This is a genomic window from Streptomyces sp. NPDC054847 (genome assembly GCF_053610925.1).
Genome location: NZ_JBSGZJ010000061.1, coordinates 1 through 23,307, shown reverse-complemented (window position 1 = coordinate 23,307; position 23,307 = coordinate 1). Strand labels below are relative to the sequence as shown.

Below are 23,307 nucleotides of genomic sequence, written 5' to 3'. Positions count from 1 at the left end.
GTGCCGATCACCCGAGCCGGACGGGCCCTGCGCCCGGCAGGTCCGAGCCGGGCGCCGGGCGGGCGCCCTGCGCCGGCCGGTCACCTGGGTCGGGCGGCGCCCGCGTGGGTCACCTGAGCCAGGGCAGGTCCGCTCCGGTGTCCTGGGGCTGCAGCCCTTCCGCCATGACCTGCATGATCTCGCCGAGCTGTGCGACCTGTTCCGGTGTGAGCCGGTCGAACATCGCCTGGCGCACGGCTTCGACATGGCCCGGCGCGGTCCGCCGGAGGACCCCGAAGCCCTCCTCCGTCAGTACGGCGTTCTGCCCGCGCTTGTCGGAGGGGCAGTCCTCCCGCCGGACCCAGCCATTCTTCTCCAGCCGGGCTATCGCGTGCGAGAGCCGGGACCGGGTGATCTTCGCGTCGATGGCCAGCTCGGTCATCCGCTTGCGGCGGCGAGGTGCCTGGGAGAGCTGGACGAGCAGGCCGTAGTAGATGTGCGGCATGCCCGCGTCGCGCTGCAACTGGCGGTCGAGGTGGTCCTCGAGGAGGGTGGTGGCGTGGAGGTAGGAGCGCCACACCCGCTGCTCCTCGTCGCTCAGCCAGCGTGGTTCCTGACCGCCCTCACCATTGAGTGCCCTGTTCATGTATCCACTCTACGACCCTGTTCTTGAAAGTTGAACTATCTGGGTCTAGGATCGAATCAGCTTGAAAGTTCAAGCTTCCAGTACGCCGGGTCAGCCGACCGGGTTCAGCAGACCGGGAGCCGCCAGCCATGAACGCCACCCCCGCATCCACCACCCCCGACGCGCCGCGCATGCCCGCGCTCTACCTCTCCCACGGCGCCCCGCCCCTGGCCGACGACCCGCTCTGGCCCGGCCAGCTCGCCGCCTGGTCCGACGCGCTGCCCAGGCCCAAGGCGATCCTGATGGTCTCCGCGCACTGGGAGGAGGCGCCCCTCGCCCTCGGCGCGACCAGGACCATGCCGCTGGTCTACGACTTCTGGGGCTTCCCCGAGCACTACTACCGCGTCCGCTACGACGCGCCCGGAGCTCCCGGACTCGCCGACTCCGTACGCAAACTGCTCCGCCGCGCCGGTGCGCCGGTGCAGGACATCCCCGACCGGGGGCTCGACCACGGCGCGTACGTCCCGCTGGTGGAGATGTATCCGGACGCGGACATCCCGGTGCTGCAGATCTCCATGCCCACGCTCGACCCGCAGAAGCTGCTCGAGATCGGGCGCAGGCTCGCCCCGCTGCGGGACGAGGGCGTGCTGATCGTCGGCAGCGGCTTCTTCACGCACAACCTGGCGGCGCTGCGGCACGACGGAACGCCCGGCTGGTCCACCGAGTTCGACGACTGGGGGCAGCGGGCGCTGGCGGACGCCGACGTCGACGCCCTGCTCGACTTCGAGAACAAGGCCCCCGCCGGGCGACTGGCCCACCCGCGGACCGAGCACTTCGCGCCACTGTTCGTCACCATCGGGGCGTCGGAGGCGGAGATCGGCAACGGCCGGAGCGTGATCGACGGCTTCTGGATGGGACTGGCGAAGCGGTCCGTGCAGTTCGGCTGACGCCCGCACCGCGCCGGCCCGCTCCGCTGTGTCCTCCCACGGCCGCCGCCGGCCAGGCGTCCGGCGGCGGCGGGCGGGCTCAGTCCAGGTGCTTCTCGAACCAGGCCACGTCCCAGTACCGGCCGAACTTCCGCCCGACCTCCCCGTACGTGCCGATGTGGCGGAACCCGAAGCGGGTGTGCAGCCGGACGGATGCGTCGTTCGGCAGGGCGACGCCGGCGTAGGCCCGGTGTACGTCCTCATCCGCCAGGGCCTCGAAGAGCGCCTTGTAGAGCAGGGTGCCGATGCCGCGTCCGGCGGCCTGCGGCGCGCAGTAGACGCTGACCTCGACGGACGTGGAGTAGGCCGCCTTGGGGCGGAAGGGGCTGCTGGTGGCGTAGCCCAGGATCCCGTGCGCCGGTCGGTCCGGTCGTGTCGGGTGGTCCGGTCGTGTCGGGTGGTCCGAAGGATTCGGTCCGGCAAACCGGACATCCTGAGCAACCAGAAGGCGGTGCGGGCCGTCTTCAGGGTGGGAGTGCAGCCATGAGCGGCGCTGCTCAAGGGTGAAAACCGCGGTGTCGAAAGTGATCGGGGTCTCACGGACGTAATGGTTGTAGATGTCTGTGAGGGCTTCGAGGTCGGCTTCCGCGCCCGGCCTGACCTGCACCTCCGCCTGTTCCGGCAGCATCCGTCCTCCTGGGTCGGCCGGACAGGGTACTGCATGATCGCGGAAATCGACGCACCTGATGGGAATTCTGTCCGGATTCCAGTCGTTGTTTCCTTCGGATGCAGGGCACCCGGGAGGGTGTCGCGACCTACTCAGCAAGGGAGCTCGCATGGCAACCCGTGCCGTCGCCCGCCGTCAGTCCGACTCTGGTGGGGCGACCGACAGGGCAAGCAGTGTTCGCGCCGTGGGCGGGGAGATCGCCGATCGCGACCTGGTCGGCATGTACCTCGACGAGATTGCGCGCACGCCGCTGCTCGACGCCGCCAAGGAAGTCGAGCTGTCCCAGACCATCGAGGCGGGTGTCTACGCCCGTCAGATCCTCGACAAGGAAGTAGACAGCGAAGCCGGCGGAGCCACGCGGGAGGAGCTGGAGGCGCTGGCTGAGGCCGGCGAGCGTGCCAAGGACATCTTCATCCGCTCGAATCTGCGTCTCGTCGTGGCCGTCGCCCGGCGTTATCCGCGCAGCGGGCTGCCGTTGCTCGACCTGATCCAGGAAGGGAACGCAGGCCTGGTCCGCGCTGTCGAGAAGTTCGACTACGCCAAGGGATTCAAGTTCTCCACGTACGCGACCTGGTGGATCCGCCAGGCGATCACCAGGTCCATAGCCGACCAGTCCCGCACCATCCGGCTCCCCGTCCACCTGGTTGAGGAACTGGGCCGCATCCGTCGCGTCCAGCGCGAGTTCAACCGGGAGAACGGCCGGGAACCCGAGCCGTCGGAGATCGCCGAGGAGCTCGGCTCGACGCCCGAGCGGGTCATCGACGTCCTCGACTGGGCCCGTGACCCGGTCAGCCTGAACATGTCGGTGGACGACGCCGGCGAGACCCAGTTCGGTGACCTGCTGGAGGACACCTCCGCCGTGTCGCCGGAGCAGTCCGTGCTCACGCTGCTGCGCAGCGAGGAGCTGGAGGGCCTGATCGGCAAGCTGGACAACCGCACCGCGTCCATCATCCGCATGCGGTACGGGATCGAGGACGGCAGGGAGCGGACACTGACCGAGGTCGGCAAGGAACACGGCCTGACGCGGGAGCGGATCCGCCAGATCGAGAAGCACGCGCTGCTCGAGCTCAAGCGGATGGCCCGCGACACGGGCTTCGAGCCGGCCGCCTAGGAGCCCGGGGCCGAGAGGCGGTCCGCCCCCGGGCAGGCCCGTCCATGACCGGTGCGCGGAAGCGGGCGCGCCGGCCGTCGGCCGTGGCCCCGTCAGTCTGTGGCCCTGGCGAGCCGTGTCGCCAGGTCCGTCATGTACTCGCGCAGCGGCTGCGGGCCGTGGACGGTGAACTCGCAGTCCACCAGCGCCAGACGCAGCGCCAGCCACTCGACCGAGTCCGCCGACCTCGCCCGGAGTCGGCATGCGCTCTCGCCCGTCGGCGCAGGTGCGCCAAGGTGCTCCGGCAGCCGGGCCGCCACGAACGAGGCCGGGGCCTCGAAGCTGACATCGACCTCGTGCTCCTGCTGGTGCCGCGACATCGAGTGGCTCAGCAGCTCCGCCGCGTCCCCGCCGGGCATCTCGCGCGGCGTGAACCGGGCCCCTGTCGCGAACGGCTCCGTCACCCGGTCGACGCGGAACGTGCGCCAGTCCTCGCGACCCATGTCGTACGCCACCAGGTACCACCGCCGGCCCGTCGAGACGAGGCGGTACGGCTCCACCTGCCGCCGCGTCTCCGCGCCGTCCCCCGCCCGGTAGCAGAACCGGAGGCGCTCGCGCGCCGTCACCGTGCTCGCGATGACCGTCAGGGTCTGCGGATCGATCGTGGCCCCGTCGCCCCTCGTCAGGGGCAGGGTCGCCGCCTGGAGGGTGGTGACCCGGTGGCGCAGCCGGGACGGCAGCACCTGCTCGAGCTTGGCGAGCGCCCGTACGGAAGCCTCCTCGATGCCTTCGATCGCGTGGCCCGCCCCGGCCCGCAGCCCGACGGCGATCGCCACGGCCTCCTCGTCGTCCAGCAGCAACGGCGGCATCGCGGCGCCCGCGACCAGCCGGTATCCGCCGACCGCGCCCTTGGTGGCCTCGACCGGATATCCGAGGTCCCGCAGCCGGTCGATGTCGCGCCGGATGGTGCGCGGGCTGACGTCGAGACGCTCGGCCAGCTCGCTGCCGGGCCATTCACGCGGCGTCTGGAGGAGCGAGAGCAGATTCAGAAGTCGTGCCGGAGTGTCCGTCATGTTTCTCAGGATGCCCGCCATCTAGGACATGTTCTGGCCTATATGGGTCCTAGATTCCTCGTCATGAGTTCACAGCAGCCCGCCGTAGCCGAAACGGCAGCCGTAACCGAGGTGGCGCCGGACGCCGGCCATGACCGCCGCCGATGGATCGCGCTGGCGATCGTCATGACCGCCGCCTTCATGGACCTGGTCGACGTCACCATCGTCAACATCGCGATCCCCAGCATCGAGCGGGATCTCGGCGCGTCGTTCGGAGCGATCCAGTGGATCACCGCCGGATACGCGCTGGCCTTCGCCGCCGGCCTGATCACGGGCGGCCGGCTCGGTGACATATACGGCCGCAAGCGGCTGTTCCTCATCGGTATCACCGGCTTCACGCTCGCCTCCGCCCTCTGCGGGTTCGCCGTCAACGAGGAGATGCTCGTCGCCTCACGGCTGCTGCAGGGCTCGGCCGCCGCGATGATGGTGCCGCAGGTGCTCGCGATCGTGCACGTCACCTTCCCGGCGCACGAACGCGGCAAGGTCTTCGGCCTGTTCGGCGCCATCGTCGGACTGGGCGCGGTGTCCGGCCCGCTGCTCGGTGCACTGCTCACGCAGTGGAACCTGTTCGGCCTCGAATGGCGGCCGATCTTCCTGATCAACCTGCCGGTCGGTATCGCGGGGCTGATCCTCGGGCGGAAGTACATTCTCGAGTCCCGTGCGCCGAAGGCCCTCAAGCTCGACCTCGTCGGCGTCGTGCTGGTCACGCTCGGCCTGCTGATGCTGGTCTACCCGCTCACGCGGGGCCGCGAGCTCGACTGGCCACTCTGGGGCCACCTCTGCATGGCCGGCAGCCTGCTCGTCTTCGCCGCCTTCATCGCGTACGAGAAGTACAAGACGCGCAAGGACGGCTCGCCGCTGGTCGAACTGTCGCTGTTCAAGGTGAAGAGCTTCGCCGCCGGTATCGCCGTACAGCTCACGTTCGGCATCGTGATGGGCATCTTCTTCCTCGTCTGGACGCTGTACATGCAGACCGGGCTCGACTGGAGCCCGCTGAAGGCCGGCCTGACCGGAGTCCCGTTCTCCATCGCCGTCTCCGCGGCGGCCGGTATGTCCGTGCAACTGCTGGTGCCCCGCTTCGGCCGCAAGGTGCTTCAGGCAGGCGCGGCCACCATGGCCATCGGGTTGCTCCTCTACATCTGGGAGGCCGACCGTTACGGCATGGCCGTCCAGCCCTGGCAGATGATCCTGCCGCTGGTCGTCATGGGTGTGGGCATGGGCCTGATCGTCGCGCCGCTGACCGACGCGGTGCTCTCCGAAGTCCCGCGCGAGCACGCCGGATCGGCGTCCGGACTGATCAACACGACCGGGCAGATGGGCACCGCGCTCGGCCTCGGCCTCGTCTCACTGGTCTTCTTCGGATCGATCGACGAGGAGAAGCTCGCGCCCGACACCGTCGGCAGCGCCTTCGCCCAGGCCTTCGAGAACTCGCTGTGGTGGGTCGCGGCAGTGCTCGGCGTCATCTTCCTGGTGATGTTCGCCCTGCCGGCCCGGCCGAAGCAGCACATGGAGGGCGGCGCGACGGACGACGTCGTGTCGGAGGGCTCCGTGTCGGAGGGCGTCGTGACGGACGAGGGCACCGGAGCTCCGGCGGAAGACACGACGGGACAGCTCGCGAAGCCGGAGGCGGAACCGGTCCTCTCACGCTGACCGGTCCGCCGGGTGCCCGCGCCGCGATCACCGCGGTGCGGGCACCTTGCGTTCGCAGGCAGCACGGCACCGCCCGGGCCACCGGGACGCGCGTCCGCCGGGGCAGAGACGGCTAGCGGACGCGCGCACGGAGCTCCATGGCCGCGCGAGCGTCCTGCTCCGCCTCGTAGACCTCACACATGTGGCGTCCGTCCGGCGTCGCCGTGTGCTCGACCTCCCACAGGCTCCGCTCCGTACCGTCGAGCAGCAGGAAGGCGTGCTCGTAGAGCGTGAAGCCCGCGTCCTTGCCGGCCACCCGGAACTGACGCCCGAAGACCTGAGTGATGTGGTGGGCGAAGGCGCTGCGCAGCAGACGAGCCGTCTCGTCGCCCGGCCGGTCGGCGTTCTCCGCGCGACGCAGCACCCGGCGGGCGTGATCGGCAGAGTCGTCCGGGACGTACATCGGGGGCAGCGGGGCTGGAGGCGGCGCCATCAGAGCGGCGAGCAGCTCCAGATCGGCGTCCAGGTCGATACCGAGCTCCTGCTCGAGTGCGCTGCCCGCGCCGCTCCCCGCACCGGCGAACCCGGGGAAACCGGCGGGCAGTCGGGACGCCGCCAGCCGGGCCTCGGACTCCTCCGCGTAGAGCTCGTGCTGCTCCGTGCCGTCGCGTCCGGTGTTGTGCACGAGCTCCCACAGCACGAGCGAACTGCCGTCAGCCAGCAGATAGGCGTGGCGGTAGGTGGCCCGGTGCAGCGACGCGCTGTGGTGCGAGGAGTGCAGTGAACTGGCGTGCGCCAGCGCGCAGCCGAGCCGCTCGACCGTAGCGTCGGGCAGGTCGAAGGAGTTGAGCGCCCGACCCAGGAGTCGCTCGAGGTGCGTCTCGGTTGTCTCGTACGGATCGTTCGGATCGTTCAAGAGGGGTCTCCAGGCCGTCGCCACAAGTCACTTGGTGATTGCTAAAAGTAGCGCTTCGGTCCGACAATGCGCTTCAGGGTTGGGTAAAACGAAGGGGCGCGTGGCAGAAGTTCCCGCGCGCCCCCAACTCGGCTGTCCGATACGTCAGTCGATGCCGTACAACTCCCCGTACGAAGGGAAGCTGCCGCCCGGTCCGTCGACGCTCGCGGCGGATCTCACGGCGTGCACGATCGCCCGCGTCACCATGTCGGCGCCCGCTGCGAGAACGTCGTTCAGCGCGAGCGGATTTCCTTCGGCGAGCGCCACCGAGCCTGTGGCCAGCGCGAACACCGTGTCGCCGTCGTTGAGGAGGTGCACGGGGCGGACAGCGCGCGCGATGCCGTCGTGCGCCGTCCCCGCGAGCTTGTGCGCCTGCGCACGGGTGAGATCGGCGTCGGTGGCCACGACGGCGAGGGTGGTGTTCAGCGGAGGAGGCCCGTTCTTCTCGCGTGCCTCGGTCAGGCGCAGCTGCGCAGCGGTGTGCACCGCGGGGGAGGGCAGCGCCGCACGGTCCACGCCCTCGGTGATCAACTCGCCGTACAGCGCGCCGGTCCCGGGATCGACGGCCGAGCCCACCGCGTTCGCCACGACCAGGGCTGCCACGGTGATGCCCGACTCGAGGACCGTGCTTGCCGTGCCGACACCGCCCTTGAAGTGGCCGATCACCGCGCCGGTCCCGGCACCGACCGCTCCCGCCACGACCGGCGCGCCCTCGTCGGTGGCGGCAGCCGCCTCCACTGCCGCCCGGCCTGTAGAGGCGTCCGGCCGCGCGGACCAGTCGCCACCGCGCCCCAGGTCGAAGACGCACGCCGCCGGCACGACGGGCACGACCTGCGAGGGGTCCGGGCCGACCCGTACGCCCCGGCCCTGTTCCTCCAGCCACGCCATCACCCCGGCGGCCGACTCGAGCCCGAACGCGCTTCCTCCGGTCAGGACGACCGCCTCGATGCGCTGGACGACATTGCGCGGATCGAGTGCGTCGGTCTCCCGGGTACCGGGCCCACCGCCTCTGACGTCCACGGCCGCGACCACTCCGCCTTCGGGTGCGAGGACGACGGTGGTGCCGCTGAGCGCACCGTCCCCGGCGACCTGTGCGTGACCGACCCGCAGACCCGCCACATCCGTGAGGCCGTCGGTCGGCCCGTCAGTCCTCTTCATAACGACCATGTCTGCCAGGTTAGTTGGGCGGACCGTGCGCGGCGGCGGTCGCGCAGTCACGCGGCCCGGTCTCGACCGGTGCTCCAGCCGCTCTCGAATCCGGTGCCCGGTCACCGCGCGATTCCCTGCCCGGTCTTCGCGATTCCGGCGTCGATGAGTGCCGTCCGCGGCGGTGGCACACGCTCGGCGGCGCCTTCCGCGAGCCAGCGGCAGGCCACGCTCGCCGGCGCCGACCTGCGGGACACCGGACCCGGGCCCCGGTCGGACCCGGGTTCGTCGCCCGGCCCGGATCCGGGGTCGCTCCCGGGTCGGGTGGCTGCACGGCCCGAACAGGGGAGGCCGTCAGAGGGAGGGAAGACAGGTGACGGCGGGGGGTGCCGCGGCCGTACCCTGGAGGTATGAGGACCGCCCCCACCCCCGGACCGCGTGATGCGAAGCAGCCCGGACAGCAACGACCCGAGCCGAGGCTGATCTTCGACGATCCGCTGGACCAGCAATCGGCGGACGATACGGACCGTGGGTGGGGTGAGCGGCCTCCGGCGAGCGGTGACAGCGCCGCCGACCTCGCGCGCTTCCTCGACGAGAAGCCGCCCCACCACATCTGAGCCGTACGGGCCCGAGCCCCCAGGGGCCGTAGGCCGCGTCAGCGACCGACGCCGGGCTCCGGTGTGCCGGCCGGACCGGAGTCGTCGCCGGCCGTCGAGCCGGTACGGCGCTGCGCCACCAGGGCGTCGCGGATCTCCTTCAGCACTTCCAGCTCGGTCACTTCGAGCGTCTCCTGCACGCCTTCCTTCGCCTTCTGCGCCGCCGCACGGCGGGCGAGGTACTTCGACATGGGCAGCACCATGAGGAAGTAGACGACGACGGCGGTGATCAGGAACTGGAGCGTCGCGCCGAGCACCGATCCCCACATGATCTGGATGCCCTGCATCTCGCCGTCGGGGCCGACCTCGCACGGGGCCTTCAGGCAGGAGCTGTAGGCATCCAGGTCCTTCGTTCCGAACGCCCCGACCAGCGGGTTGATCACGCCCTTCACCACGGCGTTCACGATGTTGGTGAAAGCGGCACCGATGACGACGGCGACCGCGAGGTCGATCACGTTGCCACGGAGCAGGAAGGCTTTGAAGCCTTCGAGGACGCTCGGCTTCTTGTCGCTCACGAATGAGCCTCTCTTCATACATGTAGTAAAGAAGGGGGACGGCTCGGCAACTTACGGCAGCGCCCGGTCTCCTTGTCCAATCCGCAGCCGCCATGGGGTTACCCGGCGCTACGTCAGTGCGAGTCAGCACACCGTCACCACCAAGCGGGAGGTCGCACCGGCGCCCGCCAGCTCCGCAGCCGTGGCGCGCGGTACGGAGAGCACGACGAGGGCGCCGCCGTCCGCGGAGTCCTCCGTCCCGGCCGGAACCTCGGTCACCCGGACCCCCGATGCCACGACCTTCGCCGCAACCGCCCCCTCGCCTCCGGCCGTAGGAGGGTCGGCGGCCGCGATGACGTCGACGCGGTCCCCGGGCCGCAGGAGCCGCACCGTCGCGGCGTCAGCGATGCGCACGGGCGCGGACACCAGCTCGGTGGCAGGACGCGGTTCGCGTGCCGGGGACGCGGCAGCAGGCACGCCGGCGCCCGGACCGCCCCGGCCCTGCTGCGCCGGCCCGCCCGTGACGTCCGCTCCCCGGGCCGTCGACGCGGCGAGCGCCGCGGCCGTCACCGCCAGGCCCGCGGCCATGGTTCGCCGCTGCCGCCACAACGCCCGGCGAAGCCGCTGCGCCCCGCCGCGGACCCGCAGCGGCGCGAACGGCGGTACGCCCAGGGGCTCCGGCGCGGGAGAAGAGGGAGGGGAGGAGTGAGCGAAGGACATGTCGCACCGCCTGTCGCGAGAGTGGCCCGGGCCCTGCGCCCGTGACCGACCGCTCACCACGATCCACGTTCCGGCGCAGGCCCGCCAAAGCCTGTGGACAGTGCGATGTATGTGGACAAGTCGCTCGCCGGAAAGGGCGTCCGAGCGCGAGCGCCCCGCCCCGAGACCTCGCAGCCCCGCCGAGATCTGCGGCCGCGACGCGACCACGCGCCCAGCGGCTCCACCGCGAAGCCCGGTCCCGCGATCCACCGCGCAGCCGTGCCCCGCGAGCGAGCATCCAGCGACCTCGCAGTCCCGCGACGCTGCTACGAAACCCGGCGCGCGCCGCGATCCGGCAGTCCCGCGACGCTGCTACGAAGCCCGGCGCGCGCCGCGATCCGGCAGTCCCGCGACGCTGCTACGAAGCCCGGCGCGCGCCGCGATCCGGCACTCCCGCGACGCGACTACGAAGCCCGGCCCGCGATCGACCGCCCAGCCCTGTCCCGCAAGCGAGCACCCCGCGCTATGGCAGCGGGATGCCGGGGTCCATCCCCGCCAGCGCGTCGCCGCACGCGCAGTCGCGCTCGTCGTTCGACGGCAGACCCGCCACCGCGTCGAACAGGACCGTCCGCAACCGGTCGACATTGGCCGCGAACACCTTCAGCACCTCTTCGTGCGAGACGCCTTCGCCCGCTTCGGCGCCGGCGTCCAGATCGGTGACCAGTGTGATCGACGTGTAGCAGAGCTCGAGTTCCCTGGCGAGGACGGCCTCGGGATGCCCGGTCATGCCGACCACCGACCAGCCCATCGCCGCGTGCCACCGGGACTCGGCCCGGGTCGAGAAGCGGGGCCCCTCGACGACCACCAGCGTCCCGCCGTCCACCGGCTCCCAGTCGCGTCCGCGGGCTGCGTCCAGCACGGTCCTGCGCCCTCGCGGGCAGTACGGATCGGCGGGCGAAACGTGCACCACGTTGGGGACGGTCCGGTCGGGCAGCGGCAGGCCGTCGAAGTAGGTCTGCGCCCGTGCCTTCGTGCGGTCCACGAACTGGTCGGGCACGAGCAGCGTGCCGGGGCCGTACTCGGGCACCAGGCCCCCGACCGCGCACGGGCCGAGCACCTGTCGGACGCCGACGGAACGTAGCGCCCAGAGGTTGGCCCGGTAGTTGATGCGGTGCGGCGGCAGGTGGTGGCCCCGCCCGTGACGGGGCAGGAAGGCGACCCGCCGTCCGGCGACGTCACCGATGAACAGGGAGTCGCTGGGCGGACCATAAGGGGTCTCGACCTCGATCTCGGTGACGTCCTCCAGGAAGGAGTAGAAGCCCGAGCCGCCGATCACACCGATCTCCGCCGGTCCGGCCGCTTCGCTTGCGTTCGACTTGGTCGCCATGGCGATCACAGTAGCCGCAGGCGCACATGCCAAGAACCCCGCCGTGGTCATGTGCCGGGCGGGGTCTCGGAAACGTCGGAATCAGGCTGCGGAGCCGGAGGCGCTCGACGTGCTGGAGGACGAAGAGGAAGCCGTCGAAGAGGCGGCAGGGGTCGACGCCTTCGTGTCCGACGAGGACTTCGTGCCCGTCGACGACGAGGAGGTCGACGCGGGTGAGCTGCTCGACGACGAGCCGCGGCTGTCGTTGCGGTAGAAGCCGGAACCCTTGAAGACGATGCCGACCGCTGAGAACACCTTCTTCAGGCGTCCGTCACAGCTGGGGCATACGGTCAGGGCGTCATCGGTGAACTTCTGCACCGCCTCGAGGCCCTCGCCGCAATCGGTGCACTGGTACTGGTAGGTCGGCACTTGTCTTCCTCCTGGCACTCTCACTCGATGAGTGCTAACGACGATCCATAGTGACGTATTCCGCGGAATCAGTCCACCGTCACCGGCACTCGGTGACCGATCCCACGCGCCGCGACCCGTCCGGAGGTACGCGGCGTGAGACGCGAACGCAGTGTCACGAGGGTGATCAGCGCGAGCGCGGTGCCCACCAGCGGCACGGCGAATCCGGCGCTCGCGCCGTGCTCGTCGGCCAGCTGTCCGGCCACCGTCACGGCGGCCGCCTGGCCCAGCGCCACCGCGCCCGTCAGCCAGGTGAAGGCCTCGGTGCGGGCGGAGGCCGGTACGAGCGAGTCGACGAGGGTGTAGCCGGTGATCAGCGCGGGGGCGATGAACAGGCCGACGATCAGGCCCAGCGCCCCGAGCAGCACCACGGAATGGGCCGTCCAGAGGACGGACGCGGCAAGTGTGAGACCCGCGTAGCCCAGCACCAGCCTGCGGCGCGGCCCGGTCTTCCAGGCGATGGCGCCGACGGCGACGCCGGCCAGCATGTTGCCGGCGGCGAAGAGGCCGTACAGCAGACCGTTCATACCGGGCTGCCCGATCTCCTCGGTGAACGCGGTCAGCGAGACCTGCATGCCCCCGAAGACGGAGCCGATGCCGAGGAAGGCCACCGCCAGGACCCGCACGCCGGGCACGGACAGCGCGGAAGTGCGCTCGGCCCGGGAGTCGGAGAGGGAGTGGCCGTGGGCGGGCTGGGTGCGGCGCTGGGCGGCGAACAGCAGTCCGCCGGCCAGGGTGAGCGCGGACTCGGCGATCAGACCGGCCGCCGGGTGGACCCCGGTGCACAGTGCGGTGGCGAGGACGGGTCCCACCACGAAAGTGAACTCGTCCGTCACGGACTCGAAGGCCGCGGCCGTCGACATCAGCGGCGAGCCCTGGAGGCGCGCGGCCCAGCGGGCCCGCACCATCGGGCCGACCTGAGGAACGGAGGCGCCGGTCGGCACGGCCGCGGCGAACAGCGCCCACAGGGGGGCGCCGGTGAGGGCCAGCACGGTGAGCGCCGCACCTGAAACGGTGTGCACGAGCACGCCGGGGACCAGCACGGCGCGCTGGCCGAAGCGATCGGCGAGCTTGCCGCTCTGCGGCGCGAACAGCGCCATGGACACGCCGGTGACGGCTGCGACGGCGCCTGCGCTGCCGTACGAGCCGGTGGTGTGCTGGACGAGCAGCACGATGCCGATGGTGAGCATCGCGAAGGGCTGCCGGGCGGCGAACCCGGGGAGCAGGAATGTCCAAGCACCTGCGGTACGGAGCAGCTGCCCGTAACCAGGACGCTTGCCAGAAGCGACCGTGGACTCCACGGTCCTTGCCTTTCTGCCGCCTGGTAGCGCTCCCCTGGGTGTCGGGAGCCGCCGAGAGCTGTCCTCTTGCGCGGAACTGCGGTAGATACCGGGGCCCACAGCGAGGGACTCCGCGGCCGCCATACGGTCGCGCCAGCTCTGCGTCAGGCAGAGTTGGTCGATCAGTGTGCCTTCATGGTACAGGGACTTTCCCTGCCGCATCCTGGGAAATGGCAGGGATCACCTCATGTATTCCTGTGATTCACGGAGCGGTCAACGTTTGAGCCGCTGATCCGGCCCCGCCGGTCACAGGTGCCGGCGGCGTGCGCCGCCCCCTGTGCCCAGCCAGCCGGCGAGCTTTCCGCCCTGGGCGACCGCCCGCAGGCGCCGCTCTGCGGCGTCCCGCACGGGGTCGGTCGCTACCACGAGAAGCTCGTCGCCGTGCCGCAGCACCGTCGAGGGCAGCGGTACGAAGCTCTTGCCGTCGCGGACGACGAGGGTGACGGCGGAGCCGGACGGCAGCCGCAGCTCCGCGACCTCCACGCCGTGCATCTTCGACCCATCGGGGACCTCGACCGAGAGCAGGTGCCCACGCAGCCGCTCCAGGGGCGCGGACTCGATGCCGAGATCGGCGGCCTCCGAGGAGTCGCCGAGCCGCAGCCGCTTCGCGAGCCAGGGCAGGGTCGGCCCCTGTACCAGCGTGTAGACGACCACCAGGACGAAGACGATGTTGAAGATCCGGTCGTTGCCTTCGACTCCCGCGACCATGGGGATCGTCGCGAAAATAATGGGCACGGCGCCGCGGAGGCCTGCCCACGACATCAGCACCTGTTCCTGCCACGGGATACGGAACGGCAGCAGACTGATGAAGACTCCGACCGGGCGCGCGACCGCGGTCAGCATCAGGCCGACGATCACCGCGGGCCAGAAGTCGCGGAGCAGCTCGTGCGGCGTCACCAGCAGGCCGAGCAGGACGAACATGCCGATCTGGGCCAGCCAGCCGAGCCCCTCTGCGAAACCACGATTGGCCGGGGCGTGCGGCAGTTTGGCGTTGCCGAGGACCATCGAGGCGAGATAGACGGCGAGGAATCCGCTGCCGTGCGCCAGGGCGCCGGCCGCGTACGCCATGACCGCGATCGCCAGGACGGCGATCGGGTAGAGACCGGAGGCGGGCAGAGCCACGTGCCGGAGGGTGTACGCGCCGAGCCAGCCGGTCGCGAGTCCGATGACCGCGCCGATCGCCAGCTCCAGCGCGATCTCGCCGATCAGCATGTACCAGGCGTCGATCGGGCCGGTCGTGGAGAACGCCACCACCAGGATCACCACGGGTGCGTCGTTGAAGCCGGACTCCGCCTCGAGCGCTCCGGTCACCCGGGAAGGCAGCGGCACCTTCCGCAGTACGGAGAAGACCGCGGCGGCGTCGGTCGACGAGACGACCGCGCCGACGATCAGGGCCTGCTGCCAAGGGAGTCCCACCAGATAGTGGGCGGCGGCGGCGGTGACGCCGACGCTCACCGCGACCCCGACCGTCGACAGTGCGGCGGCCGCGGGCAACGCGGGCCTGATCTCTTTCCACTTCGTGCCGAGTCCACCTTCGGCCAGGATCACCACGAGGGCGCCGTAGCCGATGACCTGCGTCAGTTCGGCGTCATGGAACTGGACGTCGAGCAGGCCGTCCCGGCCGATGGCGATCCCGATGCCGAGATACAGCAGCAGGCTGGGAAGGCCGCTGCGCGAGGACACGCGCACAGCCGCCACGGCGACGAGCAGGACGAGCGAGCAGATGAGCAGGAGTTCGTTGAGCTGGTGGACAGTCAGTGGCCGATCCTTCCCCTCGCGCCTTGCGGCCGGATCCTCGTACCGGCGGGCGACACTTCGTTACCTTACCTAATCTTTAACGCTTCCTTGACGGTGTGATGATCTGTTTGTCTGTGGACGAGGGTGCCTTGTGGATACCGCGTCCGGGCCGGTCGGGCGCTGCGCCTAGAGTTGCCTCAGCATTCCCAGGACCACCCTGCCCCTCGAAGGACAGCGATGCCCGCCAACACAACCGCCTCTTCCCCCAAGAAGAAGAAGGGGCGACGCGCCCGTCTGCTCGTGCTCGTCCTGGTGCTGGCCCTCGTGGCGGGCGTCGGCTACGGGGCGTACTGGAGCATCAGTACGGTGCGTGCCTCCTTCCCGCAGTCCACCGGATCGATCCAACTCGAAGGACTCGGCGGCAAGGTCGAGGTCAAGCGGGACGACCACGGCATCCCGCAGATCTACGCGGACACCGACGAGGACCTCTTCCGCGCCCAGGGCTTCGTCCAGGCGCAGGACCGCTTCTGGGAGATGGACGTCCGCCGGCACATGACCGCCGGCCGGCTCTCGGAGATGTTCGGCTCCGGACAGGTCGGGACGGACGCGTTCCTCCGCACGCTCGGCTGGCGCCACGTCGCCCAGCAGGAGTACGACACCAAGCTCTCCGCGGAGACGAAGAAGTTCCTCCAGGCCTATTCGGAAGGCGTCAACGCGTACCTCAAGGGGCGCTCCGCCGAGGAGATCTCGGTCGAGTACGCGGCGCTGTCCTTCACCAACGACTACAAGCCCGAGCCGTGGTCGCCGGTCGACTCGGTGGCCTGGCTCAAGGCGATGGCCTGGGACCTGCGCGGGAACATGGAGGACGAGATCGACCGCTCCCTGCTGACCAGCAGGCTGAGCGAGAAGCAGATCAAGGACCTCTACCCGTCCTATCCGTTCGAGCGCAACAAGCCGATCGTGCAGGAAGGCGGCATTAGTCAGGTCACCGGGAAGTTCGACCCGGCGGCCAAGCCCTCCGACCTCCAGGACGGCTCCACCGGCGCAAACACGGGTGACGGCACGGGAACCGGCGGCACCGGCGACGGCACCGGCACCGGCACCGGCGGCGGTGACGCGGACGCGGCCTCGGGAGCGAGCTCTCAGCTCGCCGCGCTCTCCGACGCCCTCGACGCGGTCCCCGCTCTCCTCGGCCCCAGCGGCAACGGCATCGGGTCCAACTCCTGGGTGGTCGACGGCGAGTACACGACCACGGGCAAGCCCCTGCTGGCCAACGACCCGCACCTCGCGCCCCAGCTGCCCTCGCTCTGGTACCAGATGGGCCTGCACTGCCGTGAGGCCTCCGAGAAGTGCCGCTACGACGTCGCGGGCTACACCTTCTCCGGAATGCCCGGCGTGATAATCGGCCACAACCAGGACATCGCCTGGGGCTTCACCAATCTCGGTGCCGACGTCACCGATCTCTATCTCGAGAAGCTCGCCGGCGACAGCTACCTCGTCGGAGACGAGGAGAAGCAGCTGACCACCCGCAAGGAGGTCATCAAGGTCGCGGGCGGGGCCAGCAAGACGATCACGGTCCGCTCCACCGGGCACGGCCCCCTCGTCTCCGACCGCAGTGAAGAGCTGGAGAAGGTCGGCCAGAAGGCGCCCGTGTCCAACGCCGCGCCCGACCGCGCCTCCGGCTACGGAGTCGCCCTCCAGTGGACCGCCCTCCAGCCGGGCAGGACCATGGACGCCGTCTTCGAGCTCAACCGGGCCGAGGACTTCCAGAGCTTCCGCACGGCCTCGCAGAAGTTCGAGGTCCCCTCGCAGAACCTGGTCTACGCCGACACCAAGGGCAACATCGGCTACCAGGCCCCCGGCCGGATCCCGGTCCGCGCCCAGGGTGACGGCTCCACCCCCGCGCCCGGCTGGGACCCGGCGTACAAGTGGACCGACTACATCCCCTTCGACGAGCTGCCCTACGAGTACAACCCCGACCGCGGCTACATCGTCACCGCCAACCAGGCCGTCATCGACGCGGAGAAGTACCCGTACCTGATCACCAAGGACTACGGCTACGGCGCCCGGAGCCAGCGGATCAACGACCTCATCGAGTCGAAGATCCAGGGCGGCGGCAAGATCTCGACCGAAGACATGCGCACCATGCAGACGGACAACAGCAGCGAGATCGCGAAGCTGCTCACGCCCTACCTGCTGAAGATCGACATCTCCGACCCGTACGTCCGCGAGGCGCAGAAGCTGCTCGAGGGCTGGGACTACACCCAGGAACCGGACTCCGGTGCCGCCGCCTACTTCAACGCGGTGTGGCGCAACGTCCTCAAGCTGGCGTTCGGCAACAAGCTTCCCAAGGAGCTGCGCGTCGAGGGCGAGTGCCTCAGCGTCCGGCCCGCCGACAGCACGGCCCCGGACGACGACCTCGAGGAGCGGGTGCGCGAGTGCGGCCAGCGTGACCCCGACTCGGCCCAGCCCGACGGCGGCGACCGCTGGTTCGAGGTGGTGCGACGGCTGCTGAAGGACGAGGACAACACCTGGTGGCAGTCGCCCCGGACGCGTACGGAGCAGGCGACCGACAGCCGTGACGAGCTGCTCGGCCGTGCGATGGCGGACGCCCGCTGGGAGCTGACGGCCCGGCTGGGCAAGGACGCCTCCAGCTGGAGCTGGGGCCGTCTGCACCAGCTCACCCTGAAGAACCAGACGCTCGGCACCGACGGCCCGGGCTTCCTGCAGACCATGCTCAACCGCGGCCCGTGGAACCTCGGCGGCGGCGAGGCCGCGGTGAACGCCACAGGCTGGAACGCGGCGGGCGGTTACGAGGTCGTGTGGGTCCCCTCGATGCGGATGGTGGTCAACGTCGGCGAGTGGGACGAGTCCCGGTGGATCAACCTCACCGGTGCCTCGGGCCACGCGTACAACGCGCACTACACCGACCAGACCGACTTGTGGGCCGACGGAGAGCTGCTGGACTGGGCCTACAGCGCGGAGGCGGTTTCGGCCGGCACCGCCGACACGCTCACGCTCGTTCCTCCGGGCTTCTCCGTCCCGTGAACCGGATGACGCCGTCGGGCGTCACCACCGCGTGAACGGGGTGGTCGTGCGGTTCCACCGGGACCTGCGCGACCACCTCGTTCGCGTGCAGGAGCACCACGAGCGCCGGATCCGCGCCCGCGGCGGCGAGACGGGCGAGGACACGGTCGTACGAACCGCCGCCGCGTCCGAGCCGCATGCCCCGGGCGTCCACGGCGAGCCCGGGCAGCAGTACGGCGTCGGCCGTGAGCACCGCGTCCGGACCGAGCCGTTCCCCGTCCGGCTCCAAGAGCCCCCGTCCGGCGCGCCGCAGGTGACCGGCGCCCCGGTACACCCCCCAGTCCAGGTCGTTGTCGTCCAGCAGCACGGGCAGCAGGACGCGTACTCCTCGGGCGAGCAGCGCGTCGAGCAGCGCGCGTGTACCGGGCTCGCGCCCGACGGACACATAGGCGGCGACGGTGCCGGCGCCGGCGAGCTCGGGGAGCCGCAGAGCGTGCCGTGCGAGAACCGCGGCGGTCTCTGTCACGTCCTTCGTGGACAGGAGCCGTCGTGCGCCGAGCAGTTCGGCCCGCAGCACGCTCTTTTCCGACATGTCGGCGTTCATTGCCCACCCGTAAATGCGTTGTACACGTCTTTGTGAGGACGAAGTTAACCGGAGTATCATCTTCCGCCCATACTCAGCGGATATGGTGCTGCGCATGACTCAGTCGCACCCCAGGATCAGCAAGGCTGTCATCCCAGCCGCAGGCCTCGGCACCCGGTTCCTGCCTGCCACGAAAGCCACGCCCAAAGAGATGCTGCCTGTGGTCGACAAGCCGGCGATCCAGTACGTGGTCGAGGAGGCCGTCTCGGCAGGCCTCTCCGACGTACTGATGATCACAGGACGCAACAAGCGTCCGCTCGAGGACCACTTCGACCGCAACTACGAGCTCGAGGAGGCGCTGTCCCGCAAGGGCGACGCCGGCAGGCTCGCGAGGGTCCAGGAGTCCAGCGACCTGGCGACGATGCACTACGTGCGCCAGGGCGACCCGCGCGGCCTCGGTCACGCCGTCCTGTGCGCCGAGCCGCACGTCGGCGACCAGCCCTTCGCGGTCCTCCTCGGCGATGACCTGATCGACCCGCGCGATCCCCTGCTCGCCCGCATGGTCGAGGTCCAGGAGCGCGAGGGCGGCAGCGTCATCGCGCTGATGGAGGTCGACCCGGCCCAGATCCACCTCTACGGCTGCGCCGCCGTGAAGCCCACCGGTGACAGCGACGTCGTCAAGATCACCGATCTGGTGGAGAAGCCGGAGACCGCGGACGCGCCCAGCAACCTGGCGATCATCGGCCGCTACGTCCTCGACCCCGCCGTCTTCGGCGTACTGCGGGAGACGGAGCCGGGCCGCGGCGGCGAGATCCAGCTCACCGACGCTCTCCAGAAGCTCACGGAGGCGGACCAGTCCGCCACCGCCACGGAGTCGAGCCCCGGCGGCCCGGTCCACGGAGTGATCTTCAAGGGCCGCCGCTACGACACCGGTGACCGCGGTGACTATCTGCGTGCCATTGTCAGACTCGCGTGCGAACGTGAAGACCTGGGCCCGGAGTTCCGGGACTGGCTTCGCAGTTTTGTGAACGAGGAGATGTAGGACCGTGAGCAGCACGACCTGGTCGGTGGACGACCACCTCGAGGACATCCTCGCCGCGATCCGCCCGCTCGACCCGATCGAGCTTCAGCTGCCGGACGCTCAGGGCTGTGTCCTTGTGGAGGACGTCACCGTCCCCGTCGCGCTGCCACCGTTCGACAACAGCTCCATGGACGGGTACGCGGTCCGTGTCGCGGATGTCGCGGGCGCCACGCAGGAGTTCCCCGCCGTCCTGACCGTCATCGGGGACGTGGCCGCCGGCAGCGGCGGCCTGCCCACTGTCGGCCCCGGCCAGGCCGCCCGGATCATGACCGGAGCCCCGCTGCCGCCCGGCGCGCAGGCCGTGGTCCCCGTGGAGTGGACCGACGGCGGCACCGGCGGGGGAGCGGCTCAGACGATGCGCCCCGCCGGAGAGGACCCGGCGGGAGCGAGCGGCGAGGTCCGCGTCCACCGGCCCGTCGAGGAGCATGCGCATGTGCGTGCCCGGGGCAGCGACGTGCAGGCCGGCGACCTGGCCCTCGCGGCCGGCACGGTCCTCGGCCCGCCCCAGATCGGCCTGCTCGCCGCCATCGGCCGCGGCACGGTGCGGGTCCGCCCCCGGCCCCGCGTGGTGGTTCTGTCGACCGGCAGTGAACTGGTCCAGCCCGGCGAGGAGTTGACCGAGGGCAGCATCTACGACTCCAACAGCTTCGCCCTCGCCGCCGCCGCGCGGGACGCGGGTGCGATCTCCTACCGGGTCGGCGCGGTCACCGACGACGCGGAGATCCTGCGCGCCACCATCGAGGACCAGCTGATCCGCGCCGACCTGCTGGTCACCACGGGCGGTGTCAGCGTCGGAGCGTACGACGTGGTCAAGGAGGCGCTCTCCTCGGTCGGCGACGAGGACGTGCCCGGCAGCGGGATCGACTTCCGCAGGCTCGCGATGCAGCCGGGCAAGCCGCAGGGCTTCGGCTCCATCGGCCCCGAGCACACACCGCTGCTGGCCCTGCCCGGCAACCCGGTGTCGTCCTATGTCTCCTTCGAGTTGTTCGTCCGGCCCGCGATCCGCGCGCTCATGGGCCTGCCGGACGTGCACCGCCCCACCGCGCGGGCCGTACTCAAGGCGGACAGGGCCATCGGCTCCCCGGCCGGGAAGCGCCAGTTCCTCCGCGGCAGGTACGACGCGGAGGCCGGCAGCGTCACCCCCGTCGGCGGCTCGGGCTCCCATCTGATCGCGGCGCTCGCCCACGCCGACTGCCTGATCGTCGTCCCGGAGTCCGACACCTCGGTGGAGCCCGGCACGGAGGTCGGCGTGGTCCTCCTGGGCTGACCGGCCCCCTGTGGCGGTACCGTGTCTGACCACACAGGCCCTGACGGGACCGGACCGGGAGCACAGGCGCACATGAGTACGCAAGGCAGGCTGACGCACATCGACGAGGCGGGGGCGGCCCGCATGGTCGACGTATCCGGGAAGGACGTCACCGCCCGCACCGCACGTGCCACCGGCCGCGTCCTGGTCTCGCCGTACGTCGTGGAGTTGCTGCGCGGCGAGGGCGTCCCCAAGGGAGACGCGCTCGCCACGGCACGGATCGCCGGGATCATGGGCGCGAAGCGCACCCCCGACCTGATCCCGCTCTGCCACCCCCTCGCCGTCTCCGGTGTGAAGCTCGACCTTCGAGTCGCCGACGACGCGGTGGAGATCGCCGCCACTGTGAAGACGACGGACCGCACGGGCGTGGAGATGGAGGCGCTCACGGCGGTCTCCGTCGCCGCTCTCACGGTCGTGGACATGGTCAAGGCCGTCGACAAGGCGGCGGTGATCACCGACATCCGCGTCGAGGAGAAGACGGGCGGCAAGTCCGGCGACTGGACCCGCGAGGGGCACGAGGGAGCAGAAGGAGCGCACGCATGACCGTCTCCCACGCCACGGCCCCGTACCGCGCGCTCGTGGTCACCGCCTCCAACCGGGCGGCGGCCGGGGTGTACGAGGACACCGGCGGCCCGCTCATCGCCGAGAAGCTCACCGCGATGGGCTTCGCCGTGGACGGCCCGAGGGTCGTCCCCGACGGAGACCCGGTCGGCGAGGCGCTGCGCGACGGAGTGGCCGACCGGTACGACGTCATCGTCACCACCGGCGGCACGGGCGTCTCGCCCACCGACCGCACGCCCGAAGTGACCCGCGCCCTCCTCGACCACGAGGTCCCCGGCATCCCGGAGGCGATCCGCGCGTACGGGCGCGAGAAGGTGCCCACCGCCGTGCTCTCGCGCGGCGTCGCCGGCGTCGCCGGCCGCACCCTGATCGTCAACCTGCCCGGCTCCACCGGGGGCGTGCGGGACGGGCTCGCGGTGCTTGAGCAGATCCTGCGCCATGCCGTCGACCAGTTGCGCGGCGGCGACCATCCCAGACCGTCATGAGCGTCAGCTGGCCGGTCGTCCTGGTGGACGGTGACATCACCCTCCGCCCCATAAAGCTGCGGGACCAGCGCACCTGGCGTGAGGTCAACCGGCGCAACCGCGACTGGCTGCGTCCCTGGGAGGCGACGATCCCGCCCCCGGCACCGGGCGGGCCGCTCATCCAGCGGCCGACGTACCGGCAGATGGTCCGCCATCTGCGCGCGGAGGCGAACGCGGGCCGGATGCTGCCGTTCGTGATCGAGTACCAGGGCAGGCTCGTCGGTCAGCTGACCGTGGCCGGGATCACCTGGGGCTCGATGTGCTCCGGGCATGTCGGCTACTGGGTCGACCGGAGCATCGCCGGCCGCGGAGTCATGCCGACGGCTGTCGCCCTGGCCGTCGACCACTGTTTCCGTTCGGTCGGTCTGCACCGCATCGAGGTCTGCATTCGGCCCGAGAACGGGCCGAGCCGCCGCGTGGTGGAGAAACTCGGATTCCGTGAAGAGGGCCTGCGGCCCCGTTATCTCCACATCGACGGCGCCTGGCGGGATCACCTGGTGTTCGCGCTGACGGCCGAGGAGGTGCCGGACGGGCTGCTCAACCGCTGGCACCAGGCACGACCCGGAACCACCAGGGAAATAAAATAAGTGTTCGAAATTGGTCAGCGGTAGCCATGAACCGATCTGAACAATCACAAAAAAAGTCCGTGATATCAGCCAGATCGTGCGACACACCGGGCCAATTGGCGGATGCCCTTGTGCAAATCCCTCTACGGTGTGTTGCGTGAGCAGCAGCGGCCTCATCTACGCAGTCATCGTCGGGGCCTGGGCCGCCTACTTGGTGCCGATGTGGCTCCGCAGGCAGGACGAGCTGAACGAAGCCCGTCCGACGGAACGCTTCTCCACCGCCATCCGGCTGCTGTCCGGACGAGCGGCGATGGAGCGCCGGTACGCCAAGGAGCTGCGGGAACGCACCGCTGAGCAGCCCGAGCACGACGTGGACCCGGACGCTGACACGGACCGTTTGAGTTCCGTGGACGTCCGGGCCTTCGCCGCGCCCCGCACCGAAGTCCGCCGGGACGTGTCCGAGGACGCCGAGCAGGAGACGGACCGGCCCGCCGGCCGGACCCCCGCCCGGCGCCCCGCCCCACGCCGCCGGTCCGACCGTGCCGCGGCCGCCGAGCGCGCGCGGCGCAGCAAGGTCCTTGCCCGGCGCAGACGGACGACCATCGTCCTCTTCCTCGCCTTCACCCTCGGCGCGGTGGTCGCCGCGGTCGGCGGCCTGGGGCTCCTGTGGGCGCCCGCCCTGCCGGCCGTGCTCCTCAGTGCCTACATCG

At 70.5% G+C, this 23,307-nt stretch carries 22 protein-coding genes and 1 pseudogene; 11 read left to right on the top strand and 12 right to left on the bottom strand.

All coding sequences use genetic code 11. The features are described 5' to 3' along the window. Positions 1-109 precede the first annotated feature (109 nt). Positions 110-625: a MarR family winged helix-turn-helix transcriptional regulator gene (locus ACWGH4_RS10175; RefSeq protein ID WP_453458121.1), complete on the bottom strand. Its 516-nt coding sequence runs from the start codon at positions 623-625 to the stop codon at positions 110-112. A gap of 128 nt (positions 626-753) precedes the next feature. Here ACWGH4_RS10175 and ACWGH4_RS10170 point away from each other — a divergent pair, with 128 nt between their 5' ends. After that, positions 754-1,551, top strand: coding sequence for a dioxygenase family protein (locus ACWGH4_RS10170; protein WP_453458118.1), 798 nt, complete (start codon positions 754-756; stop codon positions 1,549-1,551). 79 nt (positions 1,552-1,630) lie between these two features. Here the strand turns inward: ACWGH4_RS10170 and ACWGH4_RS10165 are convergent, their stop codons facing one another. After that, positions 1,631-2,218, bottom strand: coding sequence for an N-acetyltransferase family protein (locus tag ACWGH4_RS10165; protein ID WP_453458115.1), 588 nt, complete (start codon positions 2,216-2,218; stop codon positions 1,631-1,633). Between the two features lie 148 nt (positions 2,219-2,366). Here ACWGH4_RS10165 and ACWGH4_RS10160 point away from each other — a divergent pair, with 148 nt between their 5' ends. Beyond that, on the top strand, positions 2,367-3,368 hold the full coding sequence (locus tag ACWGH4_RS10160; RefSeq protein ID WP_453458112.1) for a sigma-70 family RNA polymerase sigma factor: 1,002 nt from the start codon (positions 2,367-2,369) through the stop codon (positions 3,366-3,368). 92 nt (positions 3,369-3,460) lie between these two features. Here ACWGH4_RS10160 and ACWGH4_RS10155 read toward each other — a convergent pair whose 3' ends face one another. Continuing rightward, complete coding sequence (locus tag ACWGH4_RS10155) at positions 3,461-4,420, bottom strand: helix-turn-helix transcriptional regulator (RefSeq protein ID WP_453458108.1); 960 nt, start codon at positions 4,418-4,420, stop codon at positions 3,461-3,463. A gap of 63 nt (positions 4,421-4,483) precedes the next feature. Here ACWGH4_RS10155 and ACWGH4_RS10150 point away from each other — a divergent pair, with 63 nt between their 5' ends. Then, on the top strand, positions 4,484-6,109 hold the full coding sequence (locus ACWGH4_RS10150; RefSeq protein WP_453458105.1) for an MFS transporter: 1,626 nt from the start codon (positions 4,484-4,486) through the stop codon (positions 6,107-6,109). A gap of 112 nt (positions 6,110-6,221) precedes the next feature. On the opposite strand, the gene ACWGH4_RS10145 is transcribed toward ACWGH4_RS10150, so the two are convergent. After that, positions 6,222-7,004 carry a DUF6227 family protein gene (locus tag ACWGH4_RS10145; RefSeq protein WP_453458102.1) on the bottom strand — a complete coding sequence of 261 codons (783 nt, stop codon included), beginning with the start codon at positions 7,002-7,004 and terminating at the stop codon, positions 6,222-6,224. A 144-nt stretch (positions 7,005-7,148) separates the two neighbouring features. Then, positions 7,149-8,201 (bottom strand): P1 family peptidase, encoded by a 1,053-nt coding sequence (locus ACWGH4_RS10140; protein WP_453458130.1) that lies wholly within the window; start codon positions 8,199-8,201, stop codon positions 7,149-7,151. 398 nt (positions 8,202-8,599) lie between these two features. Here ACWGH4_RS10140 and ACWGH4_RS10135 point away from each other — a divergent pair, with 398 nt between their 5' ends. Further along, positions 8,600-8,806 carry a hypothetical protein gene (locus ACWGH4_RS10135; protein ID WP_441265018.1) on the top strand — a complete coding sequence of 69 codons (207 nt, stop codon included), beginning with the start codon at positions 8,600-8,602 and terminating at the stop codon, positions 8,804-8,806. 38 nt (positions 8,807-8,844) lie between these two features. Here the strand turns inward: ACWGH4_RS10135 and mscL are convergent, their stop codons facing one another. The 6 genes from mscL to ACWGH4_RS10105 all read right to left on the bottom strand — a co-directional run bounded on the left by mscL (position 8,845) and on the right by ACWGH4_RS10105 (position 14,970). Beyond that, positions 8,845-9,360: a large conductance mechanosensitive channel protein MscL gene (mscL, locus tag ACWGH4_RS10130; RefSeq protein ID WP_453458127.1), complete on the bottom strand. Its 516-nt coding sequence runs from the start codon at positions 9,358-9,360 to the stop codon at positions 8,845-8,847. A gap of 123 nt (positions 9,361-9,483) precedes the next feature. Beyond that, on the bottom strand, positions 9,484-10,059 hold the full coding sequence (locus tag ACWGH4_RS10125) for an RcpC/CpaB family pilus assembly protein (RefSeq protein WP_453458097.1): 576 nt from the start codon (positions 10,057-10,059) through the stop codon (positions 9,484-9,486). A 502-nt stretch (positions 10,060-10,561) separates the two neighbouring features. Next, positions 10,562-11,425: an S-methyl-5'-thioadenosine phosphorylase gene (locus ACWGH4_RS10120; RefSeq protein WP_453458095.1), complete on the bottom strand. Its 864-nt coding sequence runs from the start codon at positions 11,423-11,425 to the stop codon at positions 10,562-10,564. An 81-nt stretch (positions 11,426-11,506) separates the two neighbouring features. After that, positions 11,507-11,833 (bottom strand): FmdB family zinc ribbon protein, encoded by a 327-nt coding sequence (locus ACWGH4_RS10115; RefSeq protein ID WP_453458092.1) that lies wholly within the window; start codon positions 11,831-11,833, stop codon positions 11,507-11,509. 68 nt (positions 11,834-11,901) lie between these two features. Then, positions 11,902-13,173 carry an MFS transporter gene (locus ACWGH4_RS10110; RefSeq protein WP_441265014.1) on the bottom strand — a complete coding sequence of 424 codons (1,272 nt, stop codon included), beginning with the start codon at positions 13,171-13,173 and terminating at the stop codon, positions 11,902-11,904. Positions 13,174-13,458: 285 nt separating this feature from the next. Further along, complete coding sequence (locus ACWGH4_RS10105; RefSeq protein ID WP_453458124.1) at positions 13,459-14,970, bottom strand: potassium/proton antiporter; 1,512 nt, start codon at positions 14,968-14,970, stop codon at positions 13,459-13,461. A 216-nt stretch (positions 14,971-15,186) separates the two neighbouring features. Here ACWGH4_RS10105 and ACWGH4_RS10100 point away from each other — a divergent pair, with 216 nt between their 5' ends. After that, positions 15,187-17,997 (top strand): penicillin acylase family protein, encoded by a 2,811-nt coding sequence (locus tag ACWGH4_RS10100; protein WP_453458089.1) that lies wholly within the window; start codon positions 15,187-15,189, stop codon positions 17,995-17,997. Here the strand turns inward: ACWGH4_RS10100 and ACWGH4_RS10095 are convergent. Beyond that, complete coding sequence (locus ACWGH4_RS10095) at positions 17,963-18,580, bottom strand: 5-formyltetrahydrofolate cyclo-ligase (RefSeq protein ID WP_453458086.1); 618 nt, start codon at positions 18,578-18,580, stop codon at positions 17,963-17,965. The genes ACWGH4_RS10100 and ACWGH4_RS10095 overlap by 35 nt on opposite strands. A 94-nt stretch (positions 18,581-18,674) precedes the next feature. Between ACWGH4_RS10095 and galU the strand changes: the two genes are divergently transcribed. From galU to ACWGH4_RS10065, 6 genes and pseudogenes are all read left to right on the top strand, one after another. Next, positions 18,675-19,601: a UTP--glucose-1-phosphate uridylyltransferase GalU gene (galU, locus tag ACWGH4_RS10090; protein WP_453458083.1), complete on the top strand. Its 927-nt coding sequence runs from the start codon at positions 18,675-18,677 to the stop codon at positions 19,599-19,601. 4 nt (positions 19,602-19,605) lie between these two features. Next, positions 19,606-20,907 (top strand): molybdotransferase-like divisome protein Glp, encoded by a 1,302-nt coding sequence (gene glp, locus ACWGH4_RS10085; RefSeq protein ID WP_453458080.1) that lies wholly within the window; start codon positions 19,606-19,608, stop codon positions 20,905-20,907. Positions 20,908-20,979: 72 nt separating this feature from the next. Further along, positions 20,980-21,489: a cyclic pyranopterin monophosphate synthase MoaC gene (gene moaC / locus ACWGH4_RS10080; RefSeq protein WP_453458077.1), complete on the top strand. Its 510-nt coding sequence runs from the start codon at positions 20,980-20,982 to the stop codon at positions 21,487-21,489. Further along, positions 21,486-21,992: a molybdenum cofactor synthesis domain-containing protein gene (locus ACWGH4_RS10075; RefSeq protein ID WP_441265008.1), complete on the top strand. Its 507-nt coding sequence runs from the start codon at positions 21,486-21,488 to the stop codon at positions 21,990-21,992. Before moaC ends, ACWGH4_RS10075 begins: the two co-directional genes overlap by 4 nt. Next, the gene (locus ACWGH4_RS10070; protein WP_453458073.1) at positions 21,989-22,618 is read left to right on the top strand and encodes a GNAT family N-acetyltransferase; all 630 of its coding nucleotides are present in this window, start codon (positions 21,989-21,991) and stop codon (positions 22,616-22,618) included. Before ACWGH4_RS10075 ends, ACWGH4_RS10070 begins: the two co-directional genes overlap by 4 nt. A 136-nt stretch (positions 22,619-22,754) precedes the next feature. Continuing rightward, positions 22,755-23,307 (top strand): annotated as a pseudogene (locus ACWGH4_RS10065) (hypothetical protein); the annotation flags it as partial.

Excerpts from the sequence above, each read along its gene's own strand:
- ACWGH4_RS10155 (WP_453458108.1), bottom strand. The coding sequence starts at position 4,420 with ATGACGGACACTCCGGCACGACTTCTGAATCTGCTCTCGCTCCTCCAG.
- moaC (WP_453458077.1), top strand. The coding sequence starts at position 20,980 with ATGAGTACGCAAGGCAGGCTGACGCACATCGACGAGGCGGGGGCGGCC.
- ACWGH4_RS10075 (WP_441265008.1), top strand. The coding sequence starts at position 21,486 with ATGACCGTCTCCCACGCCACGGCCCCGTACCGCGCGCTCGTGGTCACC.
- ACWGH4_RS10120 (WP_453458095.1), bottom strand. The coding sequence starts at position 11,425 with ATGGCGACCAAGTCGAACGCAAGCGAAGCGGCCGGACCGGCGGAGATC.
- ACWGH4_RS10165 (WP_453458115.1), bottom strand. The coding sequence starts at position 2,218 with ATGCTGCCGGAACAGGCGGAGGTGCAGGTCAGGCCGGGCGCGGAAGCC.
- ACWGH4_RS10095 (WP_453458086.1), bottom strand. The coding sequence starts at position 18,580 with ATGAACGCCGACATGTCGGAAAAGAGCGTGCTGCGGGCCGAACTGCTC.
- ACWGH4_RS10175 (WP_453458121.1), bottom strand. The coding sequence starts at position 625 with ATGAACAGGGCACTCAATGGTGAGGGCGGTCAGGAACCACGCTGGCTG.
- ACWGH4_RS10170 (WP_453458118.1), top strand. The coding sequence starts at position 754 with ATGAACGCCACCCCCGCATCCACCACCCCCGACGCGCCGCGCATGCCC.
- galU (WP_453458083.1), top strand. The coding sequence starts at position 18,675 with ATGACTCAGTCGCACCCCAGGATCAGCAAGGCTGTCATCCCAGCCGCA.
- ACWGH4_RS10135 (WP_441265018.1), top strand. The coding sequence starts at position 8,600 with ATGAGGACCGCCCCCACCCCCGGACCGCGTGATGCGAAGCAGCCCGGA.
- ACWGH4_RS10070 (WP_453458073.1), top strand. The coding sequence starts at position 21,989 with ATGAGCGTCAGCTGGCCGGTCGTCCTGGTGGACGGTGACATCACCCTC.
- ACWGH4_RS10160 (WP_453458112.1), top strand. The coding sequence starts at position 2,367 with ATGGCAACCCGTGCCGTCGCCCGCCGTCAGTCCGACTCTGGTGGGGCG.
- ACWGH4_RS10100 (WP_453458089.1), top strand. The coding sequence starts at position 15,187 with ATGCCCGCCAACACAACCGCCTCTTCCCCCAAGAAGAAGAAGGGGCGA.
- ACWGH4_RS10125 (WP_453458097.1), bottom strand. The coding sequence starts at position 10,059 with ATGTCCTTCGCTCACTCCTCCCCTCCCTCTTCTCCCGCGCCGGAGCCC.
- ACWGH4_RS10140 (WP_453458130.1), bottom strand. The coding sequence starts at position 8,201 with ATGAAGAGGACTGACGGGCCGACCGACGGCCTCACGGATGTGGCGGGT.
- ACWGH4_RS10150 (WP_453458105.1), top strand. The coding sequence starts at position 4,484 with ATGAGTTCACAGCAGCCCGCCGTAGCCGAAACGGCAGCCGTAACCGAG.